This is a genomic window from Methylobacterium sp. C25, assembly GCF_021352225.1.
Lineage (GTDB): Bacteria > Pseudomonadota > Alphaproteobacteria > Rhizobiales > Beijerinckiaceae > Methylobacterium.
On the sequence record NZ_JAAUVI010000001.1, the window covers coordinates 1,162,388 to 1,181,475 of the forward strand.

At 66.7% G+C, this 19,088-nt stretch carries 19 protein-coding genes; 10 read left to right on the forward strand and 9 right to left on the reverse strand.

Features of this window, described 5'->3' with window-relative positions; all coding sequences use genetic code 11:
* The first annotated feature begins 18 nt into the window (after positions 1-18).
* Both addA and HCU64_RS05645 read left to right on the forward strand, forming a co-directional pair.
* On the forward strand, positions 19-3,468 hold the full coding sequence (gene addA, locus HCU64_RS05640) for a double-strand break repair helicase AddA (protein ID WP_233382756.1): 3,450 nt from the start codon (positions 19-21) through the stop codon (positions 3,466-3,468).
* 252 nt (positions 3,469-3,720) lie between these two features.
* The gene (locus HCU64_RS05645) at positions 3,721-3,954 is read left to right on the forward strand and encodes a hypothetical protein (protein WP_233382757.1); all 234 of its coding nucleotides are present in this window, start codon (positions 3,721-3,723) and stop codon (positions 3,952-3,954) included.
* A gap of 46 nt (positions 3,955-4,000) precedes the next feature.
* Here the strand turns inward: HCU64_RS05645 and HCU64_RS05650 are convergent, their stop codons facing one another.
* Positions 4,001-4,231 carry a hypothetical protein gene (locus tag HCU64_RS05650; RefSeq protein ID WP_233382758.1) on the reverse strand — a complete coding sequence of 77 codons (231 nt, stop codon included), beginning with the start codon at positions 4,229-4,231 and terminating at the stop codon, positions 4,001-4,003.
* A gap of 439 nt (positions 4,232-4,670) precedes the next feature.
* Between HCU64_RS05650 and zwf the strand changes: the two genes are divergently transcribed.
* Together zwf and HCU64_RS05660 are read left to right on the forward strand one after the other, a co-directional pair.
* Positions 4,671-6,137, forward strand: coding sequence for a glucose-6-phosphate dehydrogenase (gene zwf, locus HCU64_RS05655; RefSeq protein WP_233382759.1), 1,467 nt, complete (start codon positions 4,671-4,673; stop codon positions 6,135-6,137).
* A gap of 84 nt (positions 6,138-6,221) precedes the next feature.
* On the forward strand, positions 6,222-6,452 hold the full coding sequence (locus HCU64_RS05660) for a hypothetical protein (protein WP_233382760.1): 231 nt from the start codon (positions 6,222-6,224) through the stop codon (positions 6,450-6,452).
* A 214-nt stretch (positions 6,453-6,666) separates the two neighbouring features.
* Here HCU64_RS05660 and HCU64_RS05665 read toward each other — a convergent pair whose 3' ends face one another.
* The 3 genes from HCU64_RS05665 to HCU64_RS05675 all read right to left on the reverse strand — a co-directional run bounded on the left by HCU64_RS05665 (position 6,667) and on the right by HCU64_RS05675 (position 9,949).
* Positions 6,667-7,035, reverse strand: coding sequence for a hypothetical protein (locus HCU64_RS05665; RefSeq protein ID WP_233382761.1), 369 nt, complete (start codon positions 7,033-7,035; stop codon positions 6,667-6,669).
* 92 nt (positions 7,036-7,127) lie between these two features.
* Positions 7,128-9,473, reverse strand: coding sequence for a xanthine dehydrogenase family protein molybdopterin-binding subunit (locus HCU64_RS05670; protein WP_233382762.1), 2,346 nt, complete (start codon positions 9,471-9,473; stop codon positions 7,128-7,130).
* The gene (locus HCU64_RS05675; RefSeq protein WP_233382763.1) at positions 9,470-9,949 is read right to left on the reverse strand and encodes a (2Fe-2S)-binding protein; all 480 of its coding nucleotides are present in this window, start codon (positions 9,947-9,949) and stop codon (positions 9,470-9,472) included. Before HCU64_RS05675 ends, HCU64_RS05670 begins: the two co-directional genes overlap by 4 nt.
* A gap of 452 nt (positions 9,950-10,401) precedes the next feature.
* Between HCU64_RS05675 and HCU64_RS05680 the strand changes: the two genes are divergently transcribed.
* On the forward strand, positions 10,402-10,902 hold the full coding sequence (locus HCU64_RS05680; RefSeq protein WP_233382948.1) for a c-type cytochrome, methanol metabolism-related: 501 nt from the start codon (positions 10,402-10,404) through the stop codon (positions 10,900-10,902).
* 153 nt (positions 10,903-11,055) lie between these two features.
* On the opposite strand, the gene HCU64_RS05685 is transcribed toward HCU64_RS05680, so the two are convergent.
* On the reverse strand, positions 11,056-11,769 hold the full coding sequence (locus HCU64_RS05685; RefSeq protein ID WP_233382764.1) for an SIR2 family NAD-dependent protein deacylase: 714 nt from the start codon (positions 11,767-11,769) through the stop codon (positions 11,056-11,058).
* Between the two features lie 161 nt (positions 11,770-11,930).
* On the opposite strand from HCU64_RS05685, the gene HCU64_RS05690 reads away from it, so the two are divergent.
* Both HCU64_RS05690 and HCU64_RS05695 read left to right on the forward strand, forming a co-directional pair.
* Entirely contained in the window at positions 11,931-12,932 is a 1,002-nt protein-coding gene (locus HCU64_RS05690; protein WP_233382765.1) for an SPFH domain-containing protein, read from the forward strand.
* Positions 12,929-13,357: an NfeD family protein gene (locus HCU64_RS05695; protein ID WP_233382766.1), complete on the forward strand. Its 429-nt coding sequence runs from the start codon at positions 12,929-12,931 to the stop codon at positions 13,355-13,357. The genes HCU64_RS05690 and HCU64_RS05695 overlap by 4 nt, the downstream gene beginning before the upstream one ends.
* A gap of 25 nt (positions 13,358-13,382) precedes the next feature.
* Here HCU64_RS05695 and HCU64_RS05700 read toward each other — a convergent pair whose 3' ends face one another.
* Together HCU64_RS05700 and HCU64_RS05705 are read right to left on the reverse strand one after the other, a co-directional pair.
* The gene (locus tag HCU64_RS05700; protein WP_233382767.1) at positions 13,383-13,838 is read right to left on the reverse strand and encodes a Crp/Fnr family transcriptional regulator; all 456 of its coding nucleotides are present in this window, start codon (positions 13,836-13,838) and stop codon (positions 13,383-13,385) included.
* Between the two features lie 174 nt (positions 13,839-14,012).
* Entirely contained in the window at positions 14,013-14,699 is a 687-nt protein-coding gene (locus HCU64_RS05705) for a response regulator transcription factor (RefSeq protein ID WP_233382768.1), read from the reverse strand.
* A gap of 342 nt (positions 14,700-15,041) precedes the next feature.
* Here HCU64_RS05705 and HCU64_RS05710 point away from each other — a divergent pair, with 342 nt between their 5' ends.
* Positions 15,042-15,578, forward strand: a complete 537-nt coding sequence (locus tag HCU64_RS05710; RefSeq protein ID WP_233382769.1) for a L,D-transpeptidase family protein — start codon at positions 15,042-15,044, stop codon at positions 15,576-15,578.
* 231 nt (positions 15,579-15,809) lie between these two features.
* Complete coding sequence (locus HCU64_RS05715; RefSeq protein WP_233382770.1) at positions 15,810-16,241, forward strand: MarR family winged helix-turn-helix transcriptional regulator; 432 nt, start codon at positions 15,810-15,812, stop codon at positions 16,239-16,241.
* A gap of 10 nt (positions 16,242-16,251) precedes the next feature.
* Here the strand turns inward: HCU64_RS05715 and HCU64_RS05720 are convergent, their stop codons facing one another.
* Positions 16,252-16,977, reverse strand: coding sequence for a YggS family pyridoxal phosphate-dependent enzyme (locus tag HCU64_RS05720; RefSeq protein WP_233382771.1), 726 nt, complete (start codon positions 16,975-16,977; stop codon positions 16,252-16,254).
* A 23-nt stretch (positions 16,978-17,000) separates the two neighbouring features.
* Complete coding sequence (locus HCU64_RS05725) at positions 17,001-17,813, reverse strand: SDR family NAD(P)-dependent oxidoreductase (protein WP_233382772.1); 813 nt, start codon at positions 17,811-17,813, stop codon at positions 17,001-17,003.
* 128 nt (positions 17,814-17,941) lie between these two features.
* Here HCU64_RS05725 and HCU64_RS05730 point away from each other — a divergent pair, with 128 nt between their 5' ends.
* The gene (locus HCU64_RS05730) at positions 17,942-18,997 is read left to right on the forward strand and encodes a DUF1963 domain-containing protein (protein ID WP_233382773.1); all 1,056 of its coding nucleotides are present in this window, start codon (positions 17,942-17,944) and stop codon (positions 18,995-18,997) included.
* The last annotated feature ends 91 nt before the right edge of the window (positions 18,998-19,088 follow it).

Genomic DNA, 19,088 nt, shown 5'->3' on the forward strand with positions numbered 1-19,088 from the left:
GTGGAACGGGAGAATCTCGTGAGCGGCCGCTTCGTCGTCGATCCGCTCACTCAGGAAGCCCAACGCCGGGCGGCCGACCCCCGCGTTTCGGCTTGGGTCTCGGCCAATGCCGGCGCCGGCAAAACCAAAGTGCTCACCGACCGGGTGCTCCGCCTCCTGCTCGATGGCTCACCGCCGGGCCGCATCCTCTGCCTGACCTTCACCAAGGCGGCAGCCGCCAACATGTCGATCCGCGTCTTCCAGCGCCTCGGCCGCTGGGTGACGCTCGACGAAAAGGCCCTGTCCGACGAGCTGTTCGACTTATCGGGCCGCAAGGCTTCGCGCGGCGAGCTGAGCCGGGCGCGCCGGCTCTTCGCCCGCGCCGTCGAGACGCCGGGCGGCCTCAAGATCGAGACGCTGCACGCGCTGTGCGAGCGCCTGCTGCACATGTTCCCCTTCGAGGCGAATGTCCCGGCCCGTTTCCAGGTGCTCGACGAAGATCAGACTCGCGAGGCCTTCGCTGCACAGACCGACCGCGTGCTCGCCGACGCCATCCTCGGACGCCGACCGGATCTGCGCATGGCGTTCGACGTGGTCGGGCCGGAGGCGAGTGGTGACGCGTTACGCGATGCGCTCAGGACCGCGATCCGCAGCCGCGCTTTCTTCGCCGACCAGGGGCACGCGTTGAAAGAAGGCCTCGCCGGTCTCGGCAAGGCCCTCGGCCTCGCGGACGGAGAGAGCGCCGACGCGATCGAAGAGCAAATCCTGACGGGCGGACCGCTCGGCGATGAGGCCCTCGTTGCCGGCTTGCGCACCGGGAAGGTCACCGACGAACGGCTGGCCGACGGCCTTGTCGCCGCGGCGCGCGCGAACAGCCGGCAAGAGGCGCTCGACGCCTATCGCGCGATCTTCTTCACCGACGAGGACAAGCCGCGAAAGGGTCTCGGGACCAAGGGTGTGCCTGAGCAGGTCCGACAACGCCTGGCTGACGAGCAGACGCGCCTCATCCCACTGTTCGACACGCTGCGCGCTGCGAACGCCCATGCCCGCACCAGTGCCCTCTTCCTGCTCGCATCGGAGATCCATCGCCGTGTCGAGCTCGAGAAAGGCCGCCTCGGCGCCCTCGATTTCGACGACCTGATTCACAAGACCCTGGACCTCTTGCGCCGAGTCGAGGTGTCCTGGGTTCTGTACAAGCTCGATCGCGGCATAGACCACGTCCTCGTCGACGAGGCGCAGGACACCAATCCGGCGCAGTGGGAGATCCTGCGCCGCATTACGGAGGAATTCGCGTCGGGCGAAGGGGCACGCGAGACCTTGCGCACACGCTTCGCCGTGGGCGATCCAAAGCAGTCGATCTACAGCTTTCAGGGCGCCGAGCCGCGTGAGTTCGAAGAGACGCGGCGCGACTGGCGCAAGGCTTCCGGCAACGCTGGACTCGACTTCGAGGATGTCGAGCTGAGGCTGTCCTTTCGCTCGACTGCCGGGGTGCTCAGGGCGGTCGACGCCGTCTTCGCGTTGCCGGAGCATTTTCAGGGTCTCTCGTTTGCCGACACAGCTGTCGGCACGGTTCATGGCTCGGCGCGTGGCCCGGCGCCCGGAGCGGTCGAGCTGTGGCCCATTGCCGAGCCGGCCGAAGAACCTGATGCCGATGCCTGGACGGCTCCCGTCGACGCGCCCGAGCCGAACGCTCCGCCGATCCTCGTCGCTCGCCGCGTCGCCCGTGCCGTGCGAGACTGGACGACCACCGGCGACGCCTGCGGCCGTGTCTGGCGGCCGGGCGACGTGCTGATTCTGGTGCGCAAGCGGTCGGCGGCCTTCGAGGAGGTCATTCGGGCCCTGAAGGCGTTCAACGTCCCGGTCGCGGGACAAGACCGGCTAGAGGTGGCGGGCCATATCGCCGTGCTCGATCTCGTCGCCATCGGCCGCGCCGGTCTGCTGCCGGCCGACGATCTGACGCTCGCCACGGCCCTCAAGACGCCGCTCGTCGGGCTGACCGACGATGAGCTCGTGCGCATCGCCAGCCAACGCCCGGCGGAGGAGACCCTGGAGGATGCACTCCTGCGCCACGCGGCGGCCGGGGACGAGGCCGCCCAACGCGGGCACGCGAAACTCGGCGCCTGGATCGCATTGGCGGCCGAGCAGGGGCCGTTCGGGTTCTACGCCGCGCTCCTCGGACCACTCGGCGGACGCAAAGCCCTGGTGGGCCGGCTCGGCGGCGAGGCGGGCGATGCCATCGACGTCTTTCTCGCCGCCGCCCAGGCTTTCGAAGGCGGTAGCGATGCGCCGAGCCTCGGCGCCTTCCTTGCCCGTTACGTGGCGCGGCCCGGCCGCGGCGAATCGAGCCACACGGTCAAGCGCGACATGGAATCGGGCCGCAACGAAGTTCGCGTCATGACCGTGCACGGTGCCAAGGGCCTGGAGGCGCCGGTGGTCGTGCTGATCGACGGCTGCGAGCCGCTCGGCCGCAACGATCCGGCCCTGCTGCCCCTTGCCACTACCGCGGTCCCGCCCGTCTGGATCGCCGGTCGCATCCAGGATTGCGCGGCGACGACAGAGGCACGCGCCACGCTGCATGCCCGCGCTCGCGAGGAGCACAACCGCCTTCTCTACGTCGCCATGACTCGCGCGGCCGACCACCTCGTAGTCGCGCCCTATCGCGGCGCGACCCTCGAGACCCCCGCCTCGTGGTGCGAGATGGTGAGGATCGGCCTGGAGCGCGGCCTTGGGCCGGGCGAGCCGATGGAGACCGGGTACGGCCCGGTCACGTTGTGGCGTGATGGCCTCGCCGGCATCGCTCCTTCCGACGAGGCCAATGCGACGGTCGAGGCCAATGCCGCGGTGCCTGGCTGGCTGCGTCGTCCGGCTGAGGCGGAGAGCCAACCAGCCCCTCCTGTCAGCCCGTCGGGCGCACTCGCCGCTGCGGACGGACGTCGCGATCCCGGACGCCGCGAGGCGGCGGCCGAAGCAAGGCGGCGAGGAAAACTGATTCACTCCCTGATGGAGCATCTGCCGCGGCTTGCACCGGAGAAGCGGGCCGAAGCAGCGGCCCGCTTCGTTACGGCGCGCGCGCCGTCGATGCCGTCACCGAAGCGCGGTGCCCTGGTGGCAGCGTGCTTGCAGCTCCTCGACGAACCCGATCTCGCCCCGCTCTTCGCGTCCGATGCCAGGGCTGAGGTGACGCTTGCTGGCAGCGTCGTGTTCGGAGATCAGGAGCGGCGCGTCTTCGGCCGCGTCGATCGCCTCGCCTTGGACGGCGATCGTGTGCTGGTCTGTGACTTCAAGACGGGTCGTCCGCCGGCCGAAAACGCCCCGCTGCCAGCCACCGAGGCTGCGCAGATCGCGCTCTACGCGGCGCTTCTCGAAAGGATCTATCCGGGGCGCGAGGTTGTTCCGATGCTGGTCTGGACGTCCGGACCCGTCCTCCGGCGGCTCGACCACTCGGAGATCGTTGCTGCATTGGCGACGGTCGGCTTCGAGACCGCCTGAACGACCGATTGCGTACGGAAGGCTAAATTTTCGCCTTTGAAGGAAGATTCCCAAACGATTGCTGAGAAAAGACTTTTACTGTCACAATCGGCCCGTGTGCACTTTAAAGATGCTGAGCCGGCTGCGCCTTCTTATGGCCAAGCTGTGGCGTCGAATCCTCATTCGCGGTAAAACTGTCTGGCTTGGCGAGTCGGCGCGCAGTCCCGTCAGGCGCCCACCGAAGAGGTTCGTTGCAAGCCAAGGGGTTGCCCATTGACCACGCAGAACATCACCGTGACGGCACGCGAGCGTGACACGCTGCTGGCAGCGCTACGCTACTACCAGTTCTACCGGATGCAGGGGCATCCGTTCGACCCGCAGCAGGACCACCTCATCGACATCATTGCCGCATCCGGGGGCAACGCTCTCGATCTGACGGAGATCGACGATCTCTGTGCCGGCCTCAACGGCAACAAGCACGCGCTCGGCATTGCAGCCGCAGCCTGAATTCGACGAATGACGGGGCGGCTCGTGCCGCCCCCGCATCGATCATTCAGTACCGGGCGAACCACGGCAGCGCGGAACCGGCCGTCGACATCCCATCCATCACGGGTCCGCTCACGACGCTGATGGGCGCCTCATCGGGGACCTGAACGAGGCGCTGTACGAAGGCCTTGTGCGCACCCGGGGCCGGGCGCTGGACTGCCCCAACGATGGTCGGCGCGAGCAGCGCATAGGCTGTCATCAACGTGCCGGCGGCGAAGATCGTGATGACGTCGCGCATTGTGCCCAATCCCATCGATGCGGCCTCGGCGGCCCCTGGTATGGGTCAGGTGATAAGCGCTGCCATTTACGCGAAAGTTGCGTCAAAGGCCGGCCACGATGGCGACGTGCTGGAAGGGTTAAGAGGACCTTCCGCTGGTCTGATCGGACCCTGAAACTTTCTCCCCCTCCCTTCCGTATCCGATCCTCGGCTCTCGTGAAGACGGAAGCCGGTTCCTCGCAGGGCAGCGTCCGTGCCCCCGTACGCTTGCCCTGCGAGGCCCACCTGCCCGAGGCGGGCGTGGTCCAGACCAACACCGGCCCCCTCTGTGCTGCCAGTGACGCTGCCGTTCCGACACGCGCGTCATCCCTCCGTCACGCCCCCTCGACATCGTCCTGTGGACGTCTGAGGTTCGCATCCCGGCATCCGGCTTGCGTCCGGTCTGGCAAGGGTGATCAGCGTGCGCACGATTCCTCTAAGCGTCGGTCCGAAATACCCGCAGGTGGTGGTGCTGTTCGGCGCTACCGGCGATCTGTCCCGGCGCAAGCTATTGCCGGGCCTGTTCCATCTCGTCATGGCGGGCTTCATCCCGGGCTGCCGGATCATTGGCGTATCGCTCGACGAACACGATGTCGAGAGCTTCCGGGCCTTCACCCGCAAGGCCCTCGACGAGTTCGCGGCTCGGTCTATCGGCGAGGCGGACTGGTCTGCCTTTGCCGAGACGCTCGACTACGTGCCGCTCTCAGCGGGTCCCGAAGTCCTGAAGGCCGCCGTGGCGCGTGCGGAAGCTTCGCTCGATGGAGAGACCCGTCGCCTCCATTACCTGAGCGTGCCGCCGGCTGCTGCGCTATCGGTCGTGCGTCTGCTCGGCGAGGCCGACCTCGTCGATCGTGCCCGCATCATCATGGAGAAGCCGTTCGGTACCGACCTCGCCAGTGCGGTTTCCCTGAATGCACGGCTGCACGAGGTTTTCACCGAGGAGCAGATCTTCCGGATCGACCATTTCCTCGGCAAGGAGGCGGCCCAGAACATCCTGGCCTTCCGTTTCGCCAACGGCCTGTTCGAGCCGATCTGGAACCGTACCTTCATCGATCACGTCCAGATCGACGTTCCCGAGACCCTCGGGCTCGGCCAGCGCACCGGCTTCTATGAAGCCACCGGCGCCTTCAAGGACATGGTGGTCACCCACCTCTTCCAGATCCTCGGCTTCATGGCGATGGAGCCGCCGACCTCGCTCGAATCCGGGCCGATCAGCGAGGAGAAGAACAAGGTCTTTCGCTCGATGCTTCCGATCGACCCGAAGGAGGTCGTTCGCGGACAATATGCCGGCTACCGATCGGAACCCGGCGTTGATCCGCTCTCGGAGACCGAGACCTTCATCGCGCTGCAATGCCGGATCGACAATTGGCGATGGGCCGGCGTGCCGTTCTTCCTGCGTACGGGCAAGCGGCTGGCGGAGGGACAGCGCATCATTTCGATCGCGTTCCGCGAGCCACCGAAAAGCATGTTCCCAGCGGGTTCGGGGGTCGGCGCGCAGGGACCGGACCATCTCACCTTCGATCTCGCCGACGCCACCAAAATGAGCCTGTCCTTCTACGGGAAGCGCCCAGGGCCCGGCATGAGGCTCGACAAACTCTCGATGCAGTTCTCCATGAAGGACACCGACCTGATCGGTGAGGTGCTGGAGGCCTACGAGCGCCTGATCCTCGACGCCATGCGCGGGGATCACACGCTCTTCAATACGGCCGAGGGTATCGAGCGGCTCTGGGAGGTCTCGCAGCCGCTCCTCGACGAGCCGCCGCCGGTGAGGCTCTACGCGCCGGGCTCCTGGGGGCCGAAATCGATCCACCAACTCGTGGCACCGCATGCGTGGCGTCTGCCCTTCGAGCGGGTGTGGCGCGACAACAAGGCGGATGTGGAAGGCTGAGAGCTCTCGATAATTCGGATGCCGCTTCGAAACATCGGCGCCGATCCCAGGTTGGCCCCTTCGTGTGACCAAACAGGATCGACCATGAAGAAGTTGATGATGACCGCTTGTGCGCTCGCTCTCTCGTCCTTGGCGCTGGCGCAGATGACGGATTCCGCCGATGCGCGCAGCCGGCACAGCAAGGGCATGAGCGCGAAGAGTGCCACCAGCAAGACCGGTGGCCGGATGTCGTCTCCGTCAGCAGCGGGCGGCAACTCGGCCTCACCGTCGCAACCCGGCGCGCGGGGAAGCGGGGGCGCCAGCGGCTCAAACTGAGACCCGAAGGCGGGATCGCGATCAGCCCGCCGACAGGAATGCCGGCAGGCTTTGCGTGCGGAAACACCAAAAGGGCATTCTCCAAGACACCGCGTCCCGTCCAGATTGGCTATGGATCGGTTGAACGACGCCGAGCCAATCCGAAGGACCCCGCAGCCTGTCTGGTTCGCGGGGTCTCGTTGCCTCTAGGCTGGTGCGCGGCGAAGTGCTGGCCTCACCGAGCCGCGTCGAGGCTGTTTTTCGCTCGGCCGACCGCGTCCAGGCAGGCCTTCTCGTCGCCCTTGCCGTCAGCGGTGCGGGCTTCGTCGAGCGCGACCTTGGCGGCTTGTGCCTTGTCGGCTCCCTTGCCGGCATCGGCGGATGTCTCGGGGGACTTCGTGGAGGCTTCCCCAGCGGCGCCGGTCTTACCCTGTCCAGCTCGGGCAGCGGCTTCCGCTTGACCAGCCGACCCGGCCGCGATCGCCTGCTTGCCTTCCTCGCTCACCTTGCCGGAGAGGGCTTTGATCCCCTCTGCGCAGGGCGAGGCGAACGCCGGAACCGCCAGGGACGTCAGGAGGACGGCGAGGCACGCGGTACGTGTCATCGGAGGCTTTCCTGGTCTCGTGCCATGGAGTTGCCGATACCCCCTCTCCCCGCGGGCGGGGAGAGGGGGTAACCGCGCCGACTCCGAAAGGATCAGCTTGAGAGCTGGTCCTTGATCGGCAGTTGCCGGATGCGGCGGCCGGTGGCGGCGAAGACCGCGTTGGCGATGGCCGGGGCGACCGGCGGGACGCCGGGTTCGCCGACGCCGCCGAGCGGTCCGTTGAAGTCGCCCGAGCCGAGCAGGTGAACCCGCAGGTCCTTCGGGGCAGCGTCGATGCGCACCACTTCGTAGCCGTCGAAGTTGTTCTGCTCGGCGCGGCCGTTCTTGAAGGTGATCTGGGAGGAGAGCGCGAGGCCCATTCCCATCACCACGGCGCCTTCCATCTGCGAGCGCACCCGCTCCGGATTGACCTGAGCTCCGCTATCGACGGCGATGTCGACGGCGTGCACCTTCACCTCGCCGCGATCGTCGACTTCCACCTCGGCCGCCACCGCGGTGTAGGTGACGAAGCTGTAGTGGCCGGCGACGCCGAGGCCGCGGCCCTTCGGCAGCTTGCGGCCCCAGCCGGCGCCCTTCGCCGCCGCCTGGATCACGCCCTTCAGGCGGGCCGTATCGATCGGGTAGCGCGCCGGGTCCTCACCGTAGTTCCAGACATCGCCGATCGTGTTCGGGTCGATCTTCCGATCGGGCCCGATCAGGGCGAGCAGGTATTCCAACGGCTCCTTGCCTGCAGCATGCGCGAGTTCGGCCACGAAGGACTGGATCGCGAAGGCGTGCGGGATGTTCGAGACCGAGCGGAACCAGCCGATGCGGACGTGGGCCGAGGCTTCCGGGTTCTCGAGTCGGACGTTCGGCAGGTTCAGAGGCAGGTTGGTGAGCCCCATGCCGAGCTCGAACGGCAGCTCGTGCTTCGGATCGGGCGCGAAGATCGAGCCGATCGTCGGCGCGGTCGAGCGATGCAGCCAGGCCACCGGCATGCCCTTGTCGTCGAGGCCAGCCTCCAGGCGCTCCACCGAGATGGTGTGGTAGTAGCCGTGGTGCAAATCGTCCTCGCGGGTCCAGGTGAGCTTGACCGGAGCACCGCCGACGGCCTGCGAGCAGAGCGCTGCCTCGACCACGTAGTCGGGCTTCGACTTGCGGCCGAAGCCGCCGCCGAGCAGCGTGACGTTCACCTTCACCTTGTCGTCAGGAAGGTTGAGGCGCTTCATCAGCCGGTCGTTGGCCGCCTGCGGACCCTGCGTGCAGGCCCAGGCCTCGCAGAAGCCGTCCTTGACCCGCGCCACCGCCGCCGGGGGCTCCATCGGGGCCTGGGCGAGGTGGGGGACGAAGTACTCGGCCTGGAGCTTGGTCTTGGCCTTCGCCATGGCGGCGTCGACGTCGCCCTGGTTGCGTACGACCTTGCCTGGCTGGCGGGCCGCTGCTTCCAGCTCCTTGCGGAAGGCGGTGGTGTCGTAGTTGGCGTTGGGGCCGTCATCCCAAACGATCTTGAGGGCCTCGCGGCCCTTCATGGCGGCCCAGGTGTTCTTGGCCACCACCGCGATGCCGCCGAGCGGCATGAACTCGGAGGGAATCTCGCCGCCCTCGATCTTCACGGTCTTCACGACGCCGGGGATCTTGAGGGTCGCGGAATCGTCGAAGCTCTTCACCTTGCCGCCATAGACGGCGGGGCGGGCCACCACGGCGTAGAGCATGCCGTCGAGCTTGGTGTCCAAGCCGTAGATCGCGTTGCCGGTGGTGATGTCGTGGTTGTCGATGAGGCCGATCTTACCCTTGCCGATGTAACGGAAGGCCTTGGGATCCTTCAGCTTCACGCTCTCGCGGGCAGGCACCGGCAGCTCGGCGGCAGCGGCCGCGAACTCTCCGTAGCCGGCTTTCTTTCCAGACTTGGCGTGGCTGAGGACGTGGTTCTCGGCCGTGACCTCGCCCTCCGGGACGCCCCACTTCTTGGCGGCGGCCTGGATCAGCATCAGCCGGGCGGCCGCGCCCGCATGGCGGAAATGCTGGAAGAAGTGGCGCAGCGAGCGCGAGCCGTCGGTGTCCTGGTTGCCGAAGCGGGATTCGTCGCCCCAGGCCTGGATCACCTTGACCTTCGACCAGTCGGCCTCGAGTTCGTCGGCGACCGTGAAGGCGATCGAGGTGCGCACGCCCGTGCCCATCTCGGAGCGGTGGTTAGTGACGGTGACCGTGCCGTCGGCGGCGATGGCGACGAAGATCTTGGGATCGTCCTGCCAGCCATGCGGCATGCCATCGGCGCCGTATTTCTTCTCCTTCTGCTCCTTGGTCTGGCCTTCGTCGGCGCGTGCATCACGCAGCGAGAGCGCGAGCACCAGGGCACCGAGGCCACCGAGCGTCGCGCGTCGGCTGACGTTATCGAGGAGGGCGGGAGCCTTCGAGGAATTGGCCGCGATGTCGGCCATCATCTTTGCGTCGTGGATCACAGCTTGCCTCCTTCGTTGGTGGAGGCCGACTGGCCGGCAGCCTGATGAATCGCCGCGCGGATGCGCGGGTAGGTGCCACATCGACAGATGTTGCCGCTCATCGCCTCGTCGATATCGGCGTCGGTGGGCTTCGGGGTGTCCTTGAGAAGGGACGCCGCCTGCATGATCTGCCCGCACTGGCAGTAGCCGCACTGGGCCACGTTGAGATCGCGCCAGGCGACCTGGACCGGATGGTTGCCGTCGGGCGAGAGCCCCTCGATGGTGAGCACCTCCTGGCCTTCCGCCGCCGAAATCGGCGTGGTGCAGGCGCGGGTGGCGGAGCCGCCGACATGGATCGTGCAGGCCCCGCAGAGCGCCTGGCCGCAGCCGAACTTCACGCCCGTGAAGCCGAGTTCGTCGCGCAGGTACCAGAGCAGCGGCATGTCGGGATCGCCGTCGAAGCTTCGCTCCGCGCCGTTCACGGTGAGTTTGATCATCGCGTCATCCTGTCGTGAGACCGCCACGCGCCGAGCGACGCGCGGGAAGAGCCGGTGTCAGGGGGCGGGTCGCTTGGCGCGAGAGGCGCGAGCGATCGCCGGATGATGCGGACGAACCCGCCCCGGCCGGGCACTGACCCGGTGGGAGCGCGAAGGCCCCCGCCTTCGCCGCATCTTGGAATGGGAATAATGTATCCGGCTGCCGGACAATCAAGCAATGCAGCCCACGGCTTGGGTAACGCGACCGGGTTGCGCTCAGCGAGAGCGGCGTGATGTTTCGCACATGGCACGACTGCGCGGGATTGAAGGTCGCATGCTGGAACCATTCCAGGCACTCGGCGTCGTCCGATCGCAACCCTGCGGCACTGTCGTCAGGGACTACGACCGGAGCCGAAACCGTGCAGAACCGTCCAGCAGCGCTGCTTCTCGCAGCATCCACGACGCTTGCCTTGATGGCATTTCCCGCCTTTGCAGCTCCGAACTCCGCTGATGCGGCGTCGCTGAAGAGCGAAGGCCCGACCCAGCCAGCCAAGGTCGAGGACGGCCGCTACACCGACAAGGACGGCAACCCAACCTATCACGTCACGGAAGGTGGCAAGAAGGTCGATTGGCCGACTATGTCCGGCTACCTGCGCTACAATTCGAACTGCATCGTCTGTCACGGTCCGGATGGAGCCGGTTCGACCTATGCGCCCTCGCTCGTGGATGCGCTCAAGACTGACGATTTCTCGACCTTCTCCGGCATCGTCGCGGGTGGAAAGAAGGACGTCAGCTCGTCGCAGAATCTCGTGATGCCGGCCTTCGCAGACAATAAGAACGTGATGTGCTACCTCACCGACATCTACACCTATCTGCGTGGTCGTTCGGACGGCGTCATCGGTCGCGGCCGACCGGCTGAGCACGAGCCGAAATCCGAGAGCTTCAAGAAGGCCGAAAACGAGTGCATGGGCTAAGGTCCGTCGTGGCCCGGGACGATGCCTCCTCCCGAGGGGGGGCGACGTCACCGGCGCCCTCGATTGCGACCAGGCCCTGCTCGTCCAACACAGGACGTGATCGACATCGTGATCCCCGAGATCGCGATGCTTTGCTGAGAAGAGCGCGTTGGCTCACGTTTCAAGGAGCCACGCGATGAACTCCGGCACCACCACGCTTGCCGGCCCATACCGCGCCTCGTCGAAATGCGCGGCGTTGTCGGACGGTTCGAGGTTGAGCTCGCAGGTACGGATACCGAGTGCTCGCGCCTGGGCGACGTAACCGGCAGCCGGATAGACGGCACCGGAGGTGCCGATGGCAACGAAGAGATCAGCCTCCCGCAGCGCGGCGCCGATGATGTCGAGATGTTTGGGCATCTCGCCGAACCAGACGATGTCCGGCCGCAGCCCGCCTGCCTCGCCGCAGGCGGGGCACGGCGTCTCAAGCGACAGGTCTTCGCGCCAGGGCATGACGGCCTCACAGCCGAGGCAACGTGCCTCGAGGATCTCGCCGTGCATATGGCTGACAGTGCGGCTGCCCGCTCGCTCGTGCAGGTCGTCGACGTTCTGCGTGCAGAGGAACAAGCTCGCGCCGCGCTGCTGAAGGCGGCTTTCGAGATGGGCCAGTGCCGTGTGGGCGGCATTAGGAGCGGCTGCGATCACACCCCTGCGGCGCAGGTTGTAGAACTCGTGAACCAGCACCGGGTCGCGCCCGAACGCTTCGGGCGTCGCGAGCTGCATCGGATCGAACCGGCTCCAGATGCCGCCGCGATCCCGAAAGGTGCCCAGCCCGCTCTCCGCCGAGACGCCAGCTCCGGTCAGCACGAATACCCGTTGCGGTGAGTTCATCGCACGCGCCTTTCGTCAGGTCGGAGATCACACCGCTCTGGCCCGCAATGCCACGATCCTCCCCGTCGAGGGCCGTGCCGCGCTGGTGCGCCAGGTTACTTTCAACTGACACGCGAGGCACCATAAGGTGAAGCTCGTTCGCGGAATCAGGCGGGGCCTTCATGACAATCTCTATCGGGGTGAGCGCAGTCGCGGTCGCCTTCGCGCTGCTCGTCATCATCACGCTGGCGATCGGCATCCGCACGATCCCGCAGGGCTACGTCCACACCGTGGAGCGCTTCGGCCGTTACAGCCGCTCGCTACATTCCGGACTCGGGCTGATCATCCCGTATGTCGAGCGGATCGGCCGCCGGGTGAACGTCATGGAGCAGGTCGTCGAGGTGCCGAGCCAGGAGGCCTTCACCCGGGACAACGCAGCAGTCAGGATCGATGCGGTGGTGTTCTATCAGGTGCTGGACGCGGCCCGTGCCTCCTACGAGATTTCCAATCTCCAGGTCGCGCTGCTGACCCTGACGATGACCAACATCCGCACTGTGGTCGGCTCGATGGACCTCGATCAATTGCTCTCGCATCGCGATGAGATCAACGATCGCCTCCTCAAGGTGCTCGATGCGGCCGCCTCGCCCTGGGGCGTCAAGATGAACCGCGTCGAGATCAAGGACATCCTACCACCGGCCGACCTCGCCGGCTCGATGGCCCGCCAGATGAAGGCCGAGCGTGAAAAGCGCGCCTCGGTCCTCGAGGCGGAGGGTCAGCGGCAGGCCGAAATTCTTCGCGCCGAAGGGCGCAAGCAGTCGGCGATCCTGGAGGCGGAGGGCCGCCGTGAAGCCGCGTTTCGCGATGCCGAGGCCCGCGAGCGCTCGGCCGAGGCCGAGGCGAAGGCCACGGGCATGGTAAGTGAGGCCATCGCCAAGGGTGACATCGCCGCAGCGAACTTCCTGGTGGCCGAGAAGTATGTCGACGCGGTCAAGGCCATTGCCACCGCGCCGAACCAGCGTGTCGTGGTGGTGCCGATCGAGGCGGCCGCACTTGCGGGCACGCTCGGCGGCATCGCCGAGATCACCCGCAGTGTGTTCGGTGACGGCGGTAGCCAAGGGGGCCGCGCCGCCGGTCTCCCGCCGCGCGTCGGCAATCCGGCGCCCAAGCCAGTGACCGCGCCATGACTGGCCTCGCCGCTATCGATCCGGCCTGGGGCTGGATCCTCGCCGGGCTCCTGCTGATGGGTGGGGAACTGCTTATTCCCGGCATCTTCCTGGTCTGGCTCGGGCTCGCCGCTTTCGTCACCGGCTTGGTCGAGGCCGGGGTGGACCTGCCCTGGCAGGCGCAGTTGCCGCTTTTCGCGGTGCTCTCGGCGATCACGGTGACGATCGCGACGCGGCTCAACCGCGTTGAACTTCCGCTGCTGAACCGCGGCGTGCAGGGGCTGGTCGGCCGAGAGGTCGTGCTGGAAGCCCCCATTGTCGCGGGGCGCGGCGGCGTGCGTCTCGACGATACGCTCTGGCGCGTCTCCGGACCCGACTTGCCGGCGGGAACGCGGGTCCGTGTGACGGGCGCCGAAGGCACCGTGCTGACGGTCATGGCGGCATAACGGCCGCCTCTCTCCCGTCGTGCGTTTACCGGGTCTTGGTTTCCATGAGCCTCGCCCGCACCGTCTCCAGACCGCGGGAGAGTTCGCCGAGATCGTCGGCCAGCCAATCGTAGATCGCGGCTGCAGCGTCCGGGAATTCCTTCAGCACCCGCGTCATGAGCTGCGCACTGATCCGCATGAGCTCGGTGCTGGACGTCGCGACAGCGTCGGTCGGACGTTTACCCTTGGCGAACAAAGCGGTGCGGCCGATCAGGGCGGAGCTGCCGGCAAGCACCGGCGTGCCGCCCGGACCCTTGAGTTCGACTGTCCCAGACAGGACGACGAATCCACCGTCAGCCTTGTCGCCGCGCTCGAACAAGCGCTCACCGGGTTCCAGCGAGATCCGCTCGCCGGCAAAGGTCAGCAGTCGAAGCGCGCCGGAATCGAAGAACTCGAAAACGGGTGCGGCGGCGAGGATCGCGATGTCGTCGTCGAGCCCCAATGCGCGCCCATCCCCCGGCCAGTTTCTGCTGCCGAATGTCCCTTAGCCGAAGCGGGCCAAGCCGCGAAGCGCGGGGTGCCCGCATGTGAGGCCGGCTCGTCTGGCAGGCTCGCCGATGAATATCGCCAAGACCTTAACCCGGCGTTGACCACGCCCTGAGCTGAGGGGTTCACCCTATGGCAGCAGCTTGTAGCCGCCGGCCTCGGTGATCAGGATCGCGGCGGCGGCCGGATTCGGCTCGATTTTCTGGCGCAGCCGGTAGATGTGGGTCTCGAGCGTGTGCGTCGTGACGTGGGCGTTGTAGCCCCAGACTTCGGCGAGCAGCGTATCGCGGCCTACGACCTCGCGGCCGGCGCGGTAGAGGTAGCGGAGAATTGCCGTTTCCTTCTCGGTCAGCTTCAGCTTTGAGCCGCGCTCGCCGACCAGGAGCTTCGCGCCTGGCCTGAAGGTGTAGGGGCCGATACGGAAAATCGCGTCCTCGCTCGCCTGGTGCTGGCGCAGCTGCGCGCGGATGCGGGCGAGCAGCACTGCGAACTTGAAGGGCTTGGTGACGTAGTCGTTGGCGCCGGCTTCCAGCCCTTCGACAGTGTCGGCCTCGGAATCTTGCGCCGTCAGCATGATGATCGGCCCACGAAACCCCTCGCGCCGCATCACGCGCACGGCCTCGCGCCCGTCCATGTCGGGCAATCCGACATCCATGACGAGAAGATCGGTCCGATCCTGCGCAACAAGGTCGATCGCGGCTTGCGCGTTCGCAGCGCCGCTGGCGGCGAACTCCTCGTAGAGGTCGAGTTCTTCGGTGAGTGTTTCTCGCAGCGCATCGTCGTCGTCGCAGACGAGGAGACGGTGGGTATTGGTCATCGGAGGCGGAACTCCCGCGCGAAACTCTGCGCGTCGGCTCCCGATCGCTGGACGATCGGGCCCGGGTGCGTCGGACAAGGGGTGCTTGGCGTCGAGACTGCCCCATCCGGGCGCCGAGAGCACTGCGAGCCGTCCGGAATGGACGAGCCCGAGCGCCAACCTAATCCGTTTTCTTTATCATGGAATAACAAACGCCCCGGTTTTGCAGCGATTTCAGGTCATTGTCACCGCATTGCCAAGCTTCTTCGCTGCGATGGCTCCCGGCGTGCGACCGGCCGCTGTAGGACTCTGCCGATAGGGTCTCGAGACGATTGGTTTTTTTGAGGGGGGACGCCGGGATCGATGAAGCGGACGACACTTTCCGTCCTGCGCGTCCGCACGCTCGTCGGCGACAGGACCCGCGGGCATCTCCTCGCGGGGTACACCGTGATTCTCTGCGCACTCGGCCGCTCTGGCGTCGTCCAGGTCAAGCGCGAGGGGGATGGCGGCTCGCCGCGGGGCGCGTTCCGCCTGCGCGGCGGAGCCTATCGGCCCGACCATCTTCGGGTGCGTCCGCGGACCGCGTTGCCACTGCGTGCGACGCAACGAGGAGATGGCTGGTGCGACGACCCACGCGACCGGCGTTACAATCGGCCGGTCCGCCTGCCGTTGCCCGGCGTGAGCGCCGAGGAAATGTGGCGCCAGGACGGTCTCTACGACTTCGTGATCGACCTCGACTGCAACCGCGGGCCGATCCGTCCGGGTCGCGGTTCGGCGATCTTCATGCATGTGGCGCGGCCGGGTTACCAGCCGACCGAGGGCTGCGTTGCCCTAGCTCGCACCGACCTCGCGAGACTGCTTCGCCGTCTCGGGCCGCGCACGGTGTTGACCATCACTTGAGGAGCGCGCGCCGCCGCCTGGCGAATGAATGCTGAGGTTGTTGATCGTCCAACAAGCAGATCGATCGGTGGACGATCTGATCCCTCGGGCGTTCTGATCGGAGATCAACGACGACGCGCGACGGCACTATCCTGCCATCCAAGTGGCGGCCGCCTGTCATAGACTGCGCTCATGTGCTACCGCACCAATGCCTGAGCGGATCGACCTATCCGCGACAGAGGATGGTCTGCAGTGTCGAAGCAAGCTCACACGGCGCCGCCCTGCCATTGCTTGGCGATGCGTCAGGCCTCGCGACAGGTCACCCAACTCTACGATCAGCATTTCGGGCCGACGGGCTTGCGCATTACCCAGTATTCGGTGCTGCGCGTAATCAAGCGCTGCGAACTGGTCGCCATGCAGCGTCTGGCTGATGAGATGGTCATGGACCGCACGACGCTAAGTCGCGCCCTTCGCCCGCTGGAGCGCGACGGCCTCGTCAACGTGGCGCCGGGTCTCGACGCCCGCACGCGGATGCTGTCCCTCACCCAGGCCGGTCACGATCTGCTCGAAGAGTTGATGCCGATCTGGAACCGAGCCCAGACCGAATTCGAGACGCGATTCGGTTCAGCAGAGACGCAGGACCTGCGAGGGATGCTCTCGCGTGTTGTCAGCCAGACGGCTTGAGGCAAATCTCTCAACCCTTTCTCGCTCGCGCTCCGAAGATGGCCGTGCCGACGCGGACATGTGTCGCACCCATCTGGATCGCGGCCGGGAAGTCCGCGCTCATGCCCATCGACAGGATCGGCAGGCGATGCCGGTCGGCGATGCGGGCTAGCAGCGCGAAGTGAGGTGAGGGCGGGTCCTCGGCCGGAGGGATGCACATCAGCCCCTGAATCGTCAGGCCGTGAGTGCTGCGGCATTCGGCCAGGAGCGTCTCCACGGCGTCGGGGGCAACGCCGGCCTTTTGTGCTTCGTCGCCGGTATTGACCTGGATCAGCAGCTTCGGCTGACGACCGACCCGTTCGCTTTCCTTGGCGATCGCCGCGGCAAGCGACAGGCGATCGAGCGAATGAATCACGTCGAACAGCTCGACGGCCTCACGTGCCTTGTTCGACTGGAGCGGGCCGACGAAATGAAGCTCGACATCCGGGAAACGCTCCCTGAGGGCAGGCCACTTGGCCTTGGCCTCCTGAACGTAGTTCTCGCCGAACAGACGCTGCCCAGCCTCGAGCGCCGGCAAGATCACTTCGGCCGGGGCGGTTTTGGAGATGGCGACGAGATGGACGCTGGCCGGATCGCGCTCGTTATCCTCGGCGGCACGGCGGATCAGGGCGCGCACGTCTTCGAGACCCGCTGTGACGTCGGCTTCGCCGATGGGTGGCGTTTCGTCGTGTGTGCCAGTGGCGGGCGTTTCGGTCATCGATGCTCTCACGCTACGAACGGCTATCCGGGCTTCAGCGAAAAGGTCCGGTAGCGCTCGGCGGGCTCTCCCTGCCTGAATGTCTGCGCCATGGCGAGACGGGCCTCGCTGAAGCTCTCCCAGAGCCCAACGTCGAGGAGGGAGGGGATCGTCACGGCCTCGCGCTGGTCGAAGCCGACAAGCGCCGCATCGACCAGGTCGCCGACTTCCATCACCGAGCCGTCGGGCTGTGAGTCGACGGATTGTCCGGAGCGTTGCCAGATCTCGGTGCGCGTCGCGGCGGGAAGCACGGCCTGCACGTAGAGCCCGCGGGCACCGAACTCGGCCTGCAGTGATTGCGAGAGGGCCAGGATGAAGGCCTTCGTCGCTGGGTAGATGCCCGGCCGCCGCTCGGGCGCAAGGGCCAGCACCGAGGCGACGTTGACGATGGCGCCCTCGCCACGCGCCAGGAAGCGATCGATGCTCGCCCCGGCGAGCCGCATCAACGCCGTGACGTTGAGCTGGACCAAGCGCTCCTGAGCATCGAGATCCGGATGTTCAAAACCTCCGCGAATGCTCGCGCCGGCGTTGTTGACGAGGATGCCGATGGTCTCGTCGTCCCGTAGCCGCGTCTCGACCGCGCGCAACTGGGCGCCATCGGTGAGATCGGCCGGCAAAATGTCGATGGCCACGCCCGTTTCGGCGCGCAGGCGCGCGGCAAGCTCGTCGAGACGACTGCCGTCACGGGCCACCAGCACGAGATCGTGTCCGCGCTGGGCCAGCCGGTGGGCATAGGTCGCGCCGATCCCCGAAGAGGCGCCCGTGATCAGGGCTGCGTCGATTCCATCGCTCGCCATCGAACCCGTTCCGCTCGCTCCCGCACGGCCGCACGGCCTCCGGGTGGTCAGGGACGGATATGGCTTTCACGCTTGCCTTTCCCATCCCGGCGGGTTTGCAGGGGGCGGCTCACGACGGAAGGACGCGCATGTTCGACTCGCCCGAGGACGCCTACCGACAACTCGCCAACGCCTTCAGCCGCCCGCAGGCGGAGATCATCGTGAAGGCACTCGTGCCGACACTGGTCTTCCAGCCGAGGGCAGACGGCGCGCTCGTCCTCGGCGGCACCCGGATCGGCGGAACGCCCGATCTGCCGCCCGGCCTCACATGGCCGCGTCGGGCGCTTCCCGCGGATGTCGAAGCCATCGCCCGCCGCGCCAACAACGAGGCGGCCAAGGAAATCCGCGAGCATTTCCAGCAGCGGCTGCCCTATGCGTTCTTCGCGCAGATCGACCTCGCGGAGGCCCGGAGCCAGGGCCAGCCGTCGGGAGATCTTCCCGAGACCGGACGGCTGCTGTTCTTCTATGATCTCGCCGCCGGCCCCTGGGATACTGGAACCGAGGCCGCCCGAGTCATCTGGGATCAGAGTCCGCGAGAGAGCCTTCAGGCGCAGGCCATGCCGGCGGATCTCGCCGAGGTCGTGAAGGCACAGCGGGCCGAGAGCGCGGCGATCAACGCGAAGTATGACCTTCCCAAGCCAAGGCCTGATGCGGGAACGAGCTACAACGGTCCGTCCCGTCCGATGATGCTGCGTGCGACCCTGCGCCCGCCGGCCGGCTACAGCGTCGAGATGGAGACGAGCCCGGCGCTGAAAGCCGCCTACGATCGCGATCCGATGGGCCGGAACTCGTTTCGCCAAGCCTATGATGACCGGCTCTCGCGGGCCTTCGACAAGTTCTACGGGGAGGCCAATCCAGGCCGGCGCAATCAGCTCCTCGGCTCGCCGCTACCCGAGCAGGACGATCCCCGATACGCCGCCGAGGTCGTGACACGCTTCGGCGTGCAGCATCTCGACGAGGCGCAGCGCAAGGCACATGGAGACGAGGTCGTGGCCGCCGAGAAGAATTGGCGCCTGCTGCTGCAGATCGACGTCGGCGACTTCATGCGGGAGGACGGGCAGGGGACCGTCTACTTCCTGATCCGTGCCACGGATCTCGCCGAGCGCCGCTTCGACCGGGTGGTCGCGGTCTACCAGCAGACCTGAAGGCCAGGGCCACAATTGCGCGATCCGTTGACCCAGTGCGCTGCGGATATGCTAGTGCCGCCGCTTGCTTCCCTGAAGATTTCGCGGCCCT

Bases quoted from the DNA above. Each gene is read 5' to 3' on its own strand.
- HCU64_RS05650 (WP_233382758.1), bottom strand. From the start codon at position 4,231: ATGCGCGACGTCATCACGATCTTCGCCGCCGGCACGTTGATGACAGCC.
- HCU64_RS05660 (WP_233382760.1), top strand. From the start codon at position 6,222: ATGAAGAAGTTGATGATGACCGCTTGTGCGCTCGCTCTCTCGTCCTTG.
- HCU64_RS05665 (WP_233382761.1), bottom strand. From the start codon at position 7,035: ATGACACGTACCGCGTGCCTCGCCGTCCTCCTGACGTCCCTGGCGGTT.
- HCU64_RS05675 (WP_233382763.1), bottom strand. From the start codon at position 9,949: ATGATCAAACTCACCGTGAACGGCGCGGAGCGAAGCTTCGACGGCGAT.
- HCU64_RS05680 (WP_233382948.1), top strand. From the start codon at position 10,402: ATGGCATTTCCCGCCTTTGCAGCTCCGAACTCCGCTGATGCGGCGTCG.
- HCU64_RS05685 (WP_233382764.1), bottom strand. From the start codon at position 11,769: ATGAACTCACCGCAACGGGTATTCGTGCTGACCGGAGCTGGCGTCTCG.
- HCU64_RS05690 (WP_233382765.1), top strand. From the start codon at position 11,931: ATGACAATCTCTATCGGGGTGAGCGCAGTCGCGGTCGCCTTCGCGCTG.
- HCU64_RS05695 (WP_233382766.1), top strand. From the start codon at position 12,929: ATGACTGGCCTCGCCGCTATCGATCCGGCCTGGGGCTGGATCCTCGCC.
- HCU64_RS05705 (WP_233382768.1), bottom strand. From the start codon at position 14,699: ATGACCAATACCCACCGTCTCCTCGTCTGCGACGACGACGATGCGCTG.
- HCU64_RS05710 (WP_233382769.1), top strand. From the start codon at position 15,042: ATGAAGCGGACGACACTTTCCGTCCTGCGCGTCCGCACGCTCGTCGGC.
- HCU64_RS05720 (WP_233382771.1), bottom strand. From the start codon at position 16,977: ATGACCGAAACGCCCGCCACTGGCACACACGACGAAACGCCACCCATC.
- HCU64_RS05725 (WP_233382772.1), bottom strand. From the start codon at position 17,813: ATGGCGAGCGATGGAATCGACGCAGCCCTGATCACGGGCGCCTCTTCG.
- HCU64_RS05730 (WP_233382773.1), top strand. From the start codon at position 17,942: ATGTTCGACTCGCCCGAGGACGCCTACCGACAACTCGCCAACGCCTTC.